The sequence below is a fragment of the Sphingobacteriia bacterium genome (assembly GCA_017304685.1).
Taxonomy (GTDB): Bacteria; Pseudomonadota; Alphaproteobacteria; order Rickettsiales; family 33-17; genus JAFKLR01.
Genome location: JAFKLR010000008.1, coordinates 20971 through 28947, shown reverse-complemented (window position 1 = coordinate 28947; position 7977 = coordinate 20971). Strand labels below are relative to the sequence as shown.

Here is a 7977-nt window from a genome sequence, read left to right as displayed (position 1 = left end):
GGTTCTATATCAGAATATCAAAAGAACCTTAAAAATGTAGAGAAAGAAATATCCTCTAAAGATCTTAAAACCCAATTGAAGAATATTTTGTTTATAAGAGAAATGTTACCTCATGTTCTAGATGAGAAAAAGCTCGCTACTATTGATATCTTTAAATATAAAAACCTTAGAAAGCTTGAGGGGTTTGAATTACAAAAGCTAAAAACTAAGCAAGAGGTATCAAAGGAAGAAGAGATTTATTTAAATCTTTTGGAAAAAATTAAACTAGTAAATGAAATGGAGGCTTTAAATAAAGATATTAGTGCTAATACTAATGAAATCACACAAATCAATAAGCAAGTTGCAGAATTAGATGATAATATTGAAAGCAATTTAGAACGCATCAATGATCAGTTAAAAGAATTAAAATTAAACTTGCCTGATTTATATGATTCAATACCTGAAATAATTGAGTCAATAAGTTCAGGTATTATAAATGATGAAACAATAAATAAATTAAAATCAGGTTTTAAAAATACTTATAAGAAAAGTTTACTTAAAAGAGTATTCCAGAAAACCGAGATTCAAAAGAAAGAAAGGTTATTTAGTTATAAACTAGAAAAGATTGATAAATCTAATAAAATTATTGTTTCATGTAGAGAAAATATTAGACAGTTAAATACTAAAAAGAATGAAATATCGCTTTTATTAGATAAAGGTAAATCAAATACGAATACTACCATTTTAAATAGAGAAAAACTTATTATTGAAATTACTAAGTCAGTTAAAAATGAAGCATTGAAAAATGAGCTTCTAAATAAGTTAAAAGTAGAGAAGCCTGTAAAAAAGGATGTAAACCTAAGCCAAGAGCAAAACATAAGCCCCAAAGGGCCTAGGTTTACTATATAGTTGACACACACCTCACAATCTGATAGTGTATTATACAAATTGTGAGGTGTAATGTATAAGAAGAGACATATTGAAGATAAACTTAAGCAGATCAGCAAGTATTTTAAAATAGTGCTTTTGTTAGGACCAAGGCAAGTTGGAAAAAGTACCTTATTATCTAAATTATATCCAGATTTAAAACATATAACCTTTGATCCTATACAAGATATTTATGGTGCAAAGCAAGACCCAGATTTATTTTTAAATAACTTTCCTGCACCAATTATTTTAGATGAAATACAATTTACTACCGAATTACTTCCCACAATTAAGCGACGGGTTGATCTTACGGATGAGAAGGGTTTGTACTACCTTACAGGATCTCAAAATATATATATGATGAAATCCCTGTCAGAAAGTTTAGCTGGTAGGGTTGTAATAATGCAATTAGGAGGGATGACTCCCTATGAACTTAATGATGTACCCAACAACAATTGGGTAGATATATATTTAGATTCTCCAGGTGATTTACCAAATTATTTTAAGGGGTTAATACCTAATACAGATAATTTATATAATATTTTATGGAGAGGAAATTACCCAGGGCTAATAGATGCCCCAAATGAAATAGTAAGACAGTTTTATTTTTCGTATATTCAAACTTATATTGAAAGAGATGTGAGAATCCTTGAAAATATACAGGATTTATCTTTATTTGATAGATTTCTTGGACTTGCCGCAGCATTAACAGCGCAAGAAATAAATTACTCTCAGTTAGGAAGAGAAATTGGGATTATGCATGTCACGGCTAACAGGTGGTTAAATCTGCTAGAACATTCTTATTTATGGATAGAAACTCAACCATATAGCGGTAACACTATAAAAAGATTAAGTAAAAAAAGAAAGGGTTATATCGCAGATACTGGTATTGCTTGTTATTTACAGCAGATTTCAACACCTGAAGCGTTAGCAAGGAGCCCTTTGTTTGGAAGTTTATTTGAGACCTATTGTGTTGCAATGATTTATAATATATGTCATTCCCTCAATATGACACCAAGATTTTATCATTGGAGAACTAACGGAGGAGCTGAAGTTGATCTAATATTAGAAATAAACAATACTCTTTATCCAATAGAAATCAAGGGTAAATCGGTAGTAGGAATAAAGGATTGTTCTGGTATCAAAGCGTTTAAAGATACTTATCCTAAATCTAAAATTGCTCCAGGGCTCGTAATATATGCAGGAACAAGTTGTCATTATATTGATAAAGATATTATAGCTATGCCTTGGAATGGGTTATTTAAGTAATTCTCGCGCAGCTTGTGCGAGAATTACTTAACCAAATAAATTTACAGGAAACTTATTCATAATAAAATAACTTAATAAGTAAAATATTATACTTAAACTAAAGGTTTCAAATGAAGTTCTTAAATTTCCTAATTTATATTGTGCGTAACTAACTTCAAGACAAGCAAAACCATAAAAGTAAGGAATTAAGCACAATAGCCCTAATAACCTTACACTATAAAGTCCACTTAATAAAAACAACGCTGCTCCTAAATAAGCACCTACTTTATTTTCTACGGACTGTTTATCCTTCCCTTTAATGGTTTTAGCTTGAGCATATAAATACCAAGCTATAAAAATACATGATAAGGCTCCTAAATATTGTTGTATCATACCAACATCTCCTATTTTAATTTTATATATCAACTCTTTTATTAATTAATATAATTACTTTGAGAATCATCAGGTATATCGAATGAATGATGATTATTCATATTTTCTAATGAATAGTCATTAACTTCATAAATTAAAGAATATTTATCTTTTGAGTTATAATCTAATAAATCAACTAAATCTAATCTTCCATAAATTTTAGAAAGTAATATAGGTGAAAAACCATCTTTGTTAGGTAAATAAGGATCACACCCATGTTCGATTAAAAATTTTATTGGTTCTATTACAGTAGCTTTATAAAGATCATAGTTTTTATAATAATACTTAATATCGCTATTATCATATTTACAATGATTTTTTATGGCTAAAGCTAAAGGAGTTTCATTATCATAATTAGTAGCATTTACTTTAGCTCCATTTTCATATAAAAATTTTATTATCTCTATATTTCCCAAAGCCGCAGCAGCATGAATTGGTGTATCACCATATTTATCTTGAATGTTTATATTGGCGCCTTTTTCTAATAATAACTTTACTACCTCTAAATAATTTATTGTTAAGTGTAATGGTGAACATTCACTATGATTTGTTAATTGATTCACATTAAACCCATTATCTATCAATAGTTTTATTAAATTAGGGGTATAATCTTTGTTTCTACCATAAACATAATTTTCTCTTATAAATTGCTCGTCATGTAACTTACATTCATTGATTATTTCATTTTCTTTTTCGATAACAATCTCAATAAGATTCTTTCTTAAATGTGACTCTTTAGATATAAAATTAGGATCTGCACCTGATTTAAGATAAAATTCAATATCTTCCAACTTTTCTCTTTCATAAATTCCTTTACATAATAAATTTGATAATATGTGATTATATTCAGGATTTTCAGTATTATCATTATATCCTAAAAGAGCTTTTAATATTTCAACATTTAAAGAAGGTTTATGCGAAGCCTTCCTAATATAATCACTAGGTGTCTCACCATAATTATTTTTAGCATTAATATTTGCATCCATTGATAAGAGAAATTGTATAAATTTTATATCACCTTCTAAGACTGCTTTATGTAATACTGTTTCATCATAATACTCGTTTTTTAAATTTACATCTGCACCCTTTTTTATTAATTGTTTTACTAAATCTATATCTAATTTATTATTGTTATCTCTATAAGATATTTGTTCCTTAAGTTTTTTGTTAATATCATCCATGATTTCCGCTTTTATTTAATATTTAAATTTAATAAATACTTATTTATATTTTTGAGATAGATTATGCTACCCCTTAGAACCGCTATTAATAATATAATTTCCTTCTAAAAAGTAATTTACTACAAAATATGATTACAAGGGGTAAGAATAACGTATTAGTTTATATAATCGAATTCATCATCAGCTTCAAAATGATAAGTATTATAACTTTCAATATATTCTGGTATATGTCCACTATATTTTCCTGGAACCATTTCTTTCATAAATGAATTATGAATTTTTACTGTCTCTTCATATGTATAAGAAGGAGGCATAGTAACATGAAACCTAATATTTTGTTCAGAGCTTGAATATTTTGCATATATCAAATTATCGCTTTTTTCAAATTTCTCTAAATATAAACTTTGATCTGTTTCATCATATTTAAAATCATCTTTATGGAAAAGATAACAAAAATTACCTTTAGATTCGTTTTCATAAATTACTCTTAGTGTACAACTTTCTATATTATCATTATCTTTACCAGTATATAGATCTATGTGTACTTTGTAATGTTCGCTCATATTTTCCTCTAATTTAATTAAATGCGTGATAGTTCTTTAATAACTTTCCTAAATAAATTTGCTTTAGCTTTATAATCTTTGAATAATATACGCCTACGGCTCTTTTCTAGTCTTTAAATTTGTTAACTGACATAATCAAATTCTAGGTTGTTTTCTTGATGAAAATAAATACCTTCATCTAATTTTGTAATATTGAAATTCTGATATATATAATCCGATTGATGATTAACTACCTCTGGATAAGTTTTTGTTATATTTTTATTTCCAAATACATTGTTTTCTTTTTGGAAGTGGGTAAATAACTCTCCGGGATTAGGATTGTTAAAGGTAGATTCTATAATTTCATGCAGTTTATAAGAATTCTCATCATTACTATATGTAATATGAGTAAACTTCCCTTTTATTTCTTCATTGATAACCTTTATTGTATTTGAAGGGCCTGATTTTTCAGGGTAAGAATACTCTATAACAGTCGAAAATTTACTATTATTTTCATCTGTAAAGGTTATATTTATATACTTTGGTACATATAAAGCTGTATCATAAAAACTTACCGCTTTAAGAGCTTGATGAATATTTACTTTGTAATGTTGTGTCATAATTATTTCCTTAATTTAATTAAATGTGTGAAAGTCTCTTAAAAACTTTCCTAAATAAACTTGCCCTAGGGTTTCTTCGCGTGAATGAAACACCGCTATGGCTCTTCTCCAGTCTTTAAATTCTTTAAAATTCTGACTAAGAAATCTTGCTGCATAAGTTACATTAGTTTCAGGTTCAAACATTTCTTCAATACTAGAAAAGTTACTCCCATGAAATTTATAATTAATTTGCATACAACCTATATCAATATTTTTATGTCCTGCTTTAATTAGCTTACTAACATAAGCAACCGCATATTCCTTAGTTTTGAAATAGTATCCCTTACCTTTTACATTAATTGTCCAAGGATGTTTTCTGGCTTCAATAAGAGAAACTGTCTGTAATATACCATTTGGTATTTCATATAATTTCGCTGCTTGTTTAAAATGAGCCTTACAAGAACTATCTGCACTACTTAGCTTAGAAGTAACTATAATAAATAAAATAACCACTAATCTAACCATGTGACTAACCTCTTATTTTTATACCAGAATGGAATTCTTGCCTTTAAAGGTTTACGATATTCATCAAAAAGAATGATGCATTTTTTACGGTTTAAAGACATGATATCTTGCGGAGTTACTAAATCTACTCCTTCCTTAGATTCATTTATTGTATTTCTAGAGCCGATACTTTTAGAGATTTTTTTAACTGTAGTCTTTCCAATCATTTGAGACAATTCACGGGCAGTTTCTAAATCATTTTGTTTTAAAATAATCTTATATTCGCAGTTACTAGCAAGGACATGTGATAAATCTTTACCGTAAATATGGTAAAGCTGACGTATATTTTGAGCGATAAATATTGAATTTAAACCATACCCGCCCGAAAGAGAGGGTAATTCTATTAAAGGTATAATTTTTCCGAGACGCGGAAATTCATCGATAATAAAGGTTATTTTATGATCTGAGGGTTCAGGTTTTGAAGACATTAAGTTGCTAGAAATTCTTTCAAATATTAAAGAAACTAATGGAGCTAAGCGTATTCTATCTTCATCTGGAATAATTATATATACTGTAAGGGGAAGACTAGATTTTCTAAGTAATTCCCCGCTAAAATCACATTTACCTTTAGTTGCTTTTATAACTGTATCTGATTCATAAAGGCCTAATGCTTTTCCAGCAACCGATATTACACCCGACCATTGTTCAGGTGATGTTGAATTATTTAAAACGTCCCTACAATTTTCTTTTATATGGTCAGGTAAATCATCTTCATTATAAATATCCCAAAATACTTGGTAAGAATCTTTCGATAAAAAATGTTTTCTTATTTCAGGTAAAGAGGTCTCTCCATTTTTATAAATAAGGTAACTTGCAAGCACATTTATTAATTGCTTACCTCTATCATTAAAAAATATAGTATTTCCTGTGTCATTAAGAGGAGTAGGTACAATTATCTCACAAGCATTCTTTATATATTCTTTTAAAAAACGCTTATCATCTGGCAGCATAGTTTTACAAAAAACATTAAATACACAATTTGAATCAAAACTTGCTGGTTCAAACTTTAAAATATTTGAGAATTTACTTCTTTGATCTTTTGTTTTCTCCCATATCTCACCTTTAGGATCATGAATTACCATTGAATTTCTAGAGGTAAATAGGCTACTAATAATAAACCCGGACGTTTTTCCTGTACGAGTTGGAGCAAAGACAATCATTGATAAATTTTCTTTATCGTTTGTGAAAATAAATTTACCATATTTTCTCCCTAGTATTAAACCGCCCTTAAAACTAATTCTTTTAGATTTTAAAATATCAAATAACCCTGCCCATTTTGCCTTACCATAAATACCTTTTCCTTCAGGATTAATATTAAAGAACCAAGAAAAGGTTACTGTACCTGAAACTAAACCAAGAATAGTTGAATAAAAATACATCTTAGGTAAAAATATACCGTATTTTAAAAAGAGTTGGATTACCCCGAATAAAGGAAAATAATGAAAATTATCTTTAAGCCATAATTGAGGAAGCATCATTATAGCGGTACTAAAGATAATTAAGCCGATAAAAATAATAAAATTATACAGTAAGCTCATTCAAAATTTCCTTTGTAGGTGTGAAATCAATTGAATATACATCGCCAGTTCTTTTATGAGTTGCAACCCCATATATATTTTTTAAAAGCCTCTTTTTAATACTCTGTCCAACTGCTGCTGTTAAGTCTCCGCTAGCACTATAATATTCTACAACTGCTTCAATCGCCTCCGCTGGGTCTGACGCATGTATGGTTGCAACGGTGCCCGGATGACCATTAGTCAGAGCTCTGACAAAGCCATAGGCGTTCTGTTGACGAATTTCGCCCACTATTATTCTCTCAGGACGAAGCCTTAAAGTAGCATCAAAAATTTCTTTAACCATCATTCTTTCTTTAGGGTCACTTCCTTCAGGATAAAGTAGGCGACACCAGTTTGGGTGAGGTATTTCAATTTCTGGAACACCTTCAACGGTTAGAATTCTTTCGTTTAAATCAATTTCTGCTAAGAGTCTTTTAATCCAGGCAGTTTTTCCGCTTCCTGTAGCACCTGCAAGGAGTAAATTCTTTTTATTTTTTATAGCCCATTTTAAATGACCTATTTTATCGTCAGTATCATAAAAATCATTTTCAGTTTCTAACTCTTGGTGCCCTATGCGTGTTTTTTCTTCCAATTCATTTGGCTTAAATTTTCTATCTTTATTTAACCTTAAAGCTAAAGCGAAGCCATTATAAGTAAAACGACCTGCCACAACTTGTAAGCGGTTATGATTAAAGCTTAATGAGATTAAGGGATTTCTTAATTGATCAAAGCAAATATCATAAACTGAAGCAATGCTATGCGTAAAAAAGCTTAAGTTTTCAAAAGATAAATTATCATCTTCGTACCTTTCCCAATTACCATAAATTGTCTCAACAAAAACCTCACCTGGTTTATTGATAACAAGTTCCTTAATATCATCTCTCTCTAAATATTTTCTTAAATATTCATAAGCCAGGGTTACCGCAGGGTAATTTTGGAAATCTTCCAT

Annotated in this window: 9 protein-coding genes; 2 read left to right on the top strand and 7 right to left on the bottom strand. The window is 29.1% G+C overall.

Features of this window, described 5'->3' with window-relative positions:
- Together J0H68_09910 and J0H68_09905 are read left to right on the top strand one after the other, a co-directional pair.
- Positions 1 to 888 (top strand): hypothetical protein (locus J0H68_09910; GenBank protein MBN8829008.1); only part of this gene is annotated, 888 nt, incomplete at its 5' end.
- A 51-nt stretch (positions 889 to 939) separates the two neighbouring features.
- A complete protein-coding gene (locus J0H68_09905) occupies positions 940 to 2175 on the top strand; it encodes an ATP-binding protein (GenBank protein ID MBN8829007.1) in 1236 nt (411 codons plus the stop codon).
- A 27-nt stretch (positions 2176 to 2202) separates the two neighbouring features.
- Here the strand turns inward: J0H68_09905 and J0H68_09900 are convergent, their stop codons facing one another.
- From J0H68_09900 to tadA, 7 genes are all read right to left on the bottom strand, one after another.
- Entirely contained in the window at positions 2203 to 2547 is a 345-nt protein-coding gene (locus tag J0H68_09900) for a hypothetical protein (protein ID MBN8829006.1), read from the bottom strand.
- Positions 2548 to 2588: 41 nt separating this feature from the next.
- Positions 2589 to 3767, bottom strand: coding sequence for an ankyrin repeat domain-containing protein (locus J0H68_09895; GenBank protein ID MBN8829005.1), 1179 nt, complete (start codon positions 3765 to 3767; stop codon positions 2589 to 2591).
- A gap of 155 nt (positions 3768 to 3922) precedes the next feature.
- Positions 3923 to 4330, bottom strand: coding sequence for a hypothetical protein (locus tag J0H68_09890; protein ID MBN8829004.1), 408 nt, complete (start codon positions 4328 to 4330; stop codon positions 3923 to 3925).
- A 122-nt stretch (positions 4331 to 4452) separates the two neighbouring features.
- On the bottom strand, positions 4453 to 4929 hold the full coding sequence (locus J0H68_09885) for a hypothetical protein (GenBank protein MBN8829003.1): 477 nt from the start codon (positions 4927 to 4929) through the stop codon (positions 4453 to 4455).
- A gap of 15 nt (positions 4930 to 4944) precedes the next feature.
- Positions 4945 to 5433 carry a transglycosylase SLT domain-containing protein gene (locus J0H68_09880; protein ID MBN8829002.1) on the bottom strand — a complete coding sequence of 163 codons (489 nt, stop codon included), beginning with the start codon at positions 5431 to 5433 and terminating at the stop codon, positions 4945 to 4947.
- Positions 5421 to 7010, bottom strand: a complete 1590-nt coding sequence (locus tag J0H68_09875; protein MBN8829001.1) for a type IV secretory system conjugative DNA transfer family protein — start codon at positions 7008 to 7010, stop codon at positions 5421 to 5423. The genes J0H68_09880 and J0H68_09875 overlap by 13 nt, the downstream gene beginning before the upstream one ends.
- Complete coding sequence (gene tadA, locus J0H68_09870) at positions 6994 to 7977, bottom strand: Flp pilus assembly complex ATPase component TadA (protein ID MBN8829000.1); 984 nt, start codon at positions 7975 to 7977, stop codon at positions 6994 to 6996. The genes J0H68_09875 and tadA overlap by 17 nt, the downstream gene beginning before the upstream one ends.

Excerpts from the sequence above, each read along its gene's own strand:
- J0H68_09905 (MBN8829007.1), top strand. The coding sequence starts at position 940 with ATGTATAAGAAGAGACATATTGAAGATAAACTTAAGCAGATCAGCAAG.
- J0H68_09900 (MBN8829006.1), bottom strand. The coding sequence starts at position 2,547 with ATGATACAACAATATTTAGGAGCCTTATCATGTATTTTTATAGCTTGG.
- J0H68_09895 (MBN8829005.1), bottom strand. The coding sequence starts at position 3,767 with ATGGATGATATTAACAAAAAACTTAAGGAACAAATATCTTATAGAGAT.
- J0H68_09890 (MBN8829004.1), bottom strand. The coding sequence starts at position 4,330 with ATGAGCGAACATTACAAAGTACACATAGATCTATATACTGGTAAAGAT.
- J0H68_09885 (MBN8829003.1), bottom strand. The coding sequence starts at position 4,929 with ATGACACAACATTACAAAGTAAATATTCATCAAGCTCTTAAAGCGGTA.
- J0H68_09880 (MBN8829002.1), bottom strand. The coding sequence starts at position 5,433 with ATGGTTAGATTAGTGGTTATTTTATTTATTATAGTTACTTCTAAGCTA.
- J0H68_09875 (MBN8829001.1), bottom strand. The coding sequence starts at position 7,010 with ATGAGCTTACTGTATAATTTTATTATTTTTATCGGCTTAATTATCTTT.
- tadA (MBN8829000.1), bottom strand. The coding sequence starts at position 7,977 with ATGGAAGATTTCCAAAATTACCCTGCGGTAACCCTGGCTTATGAATAT.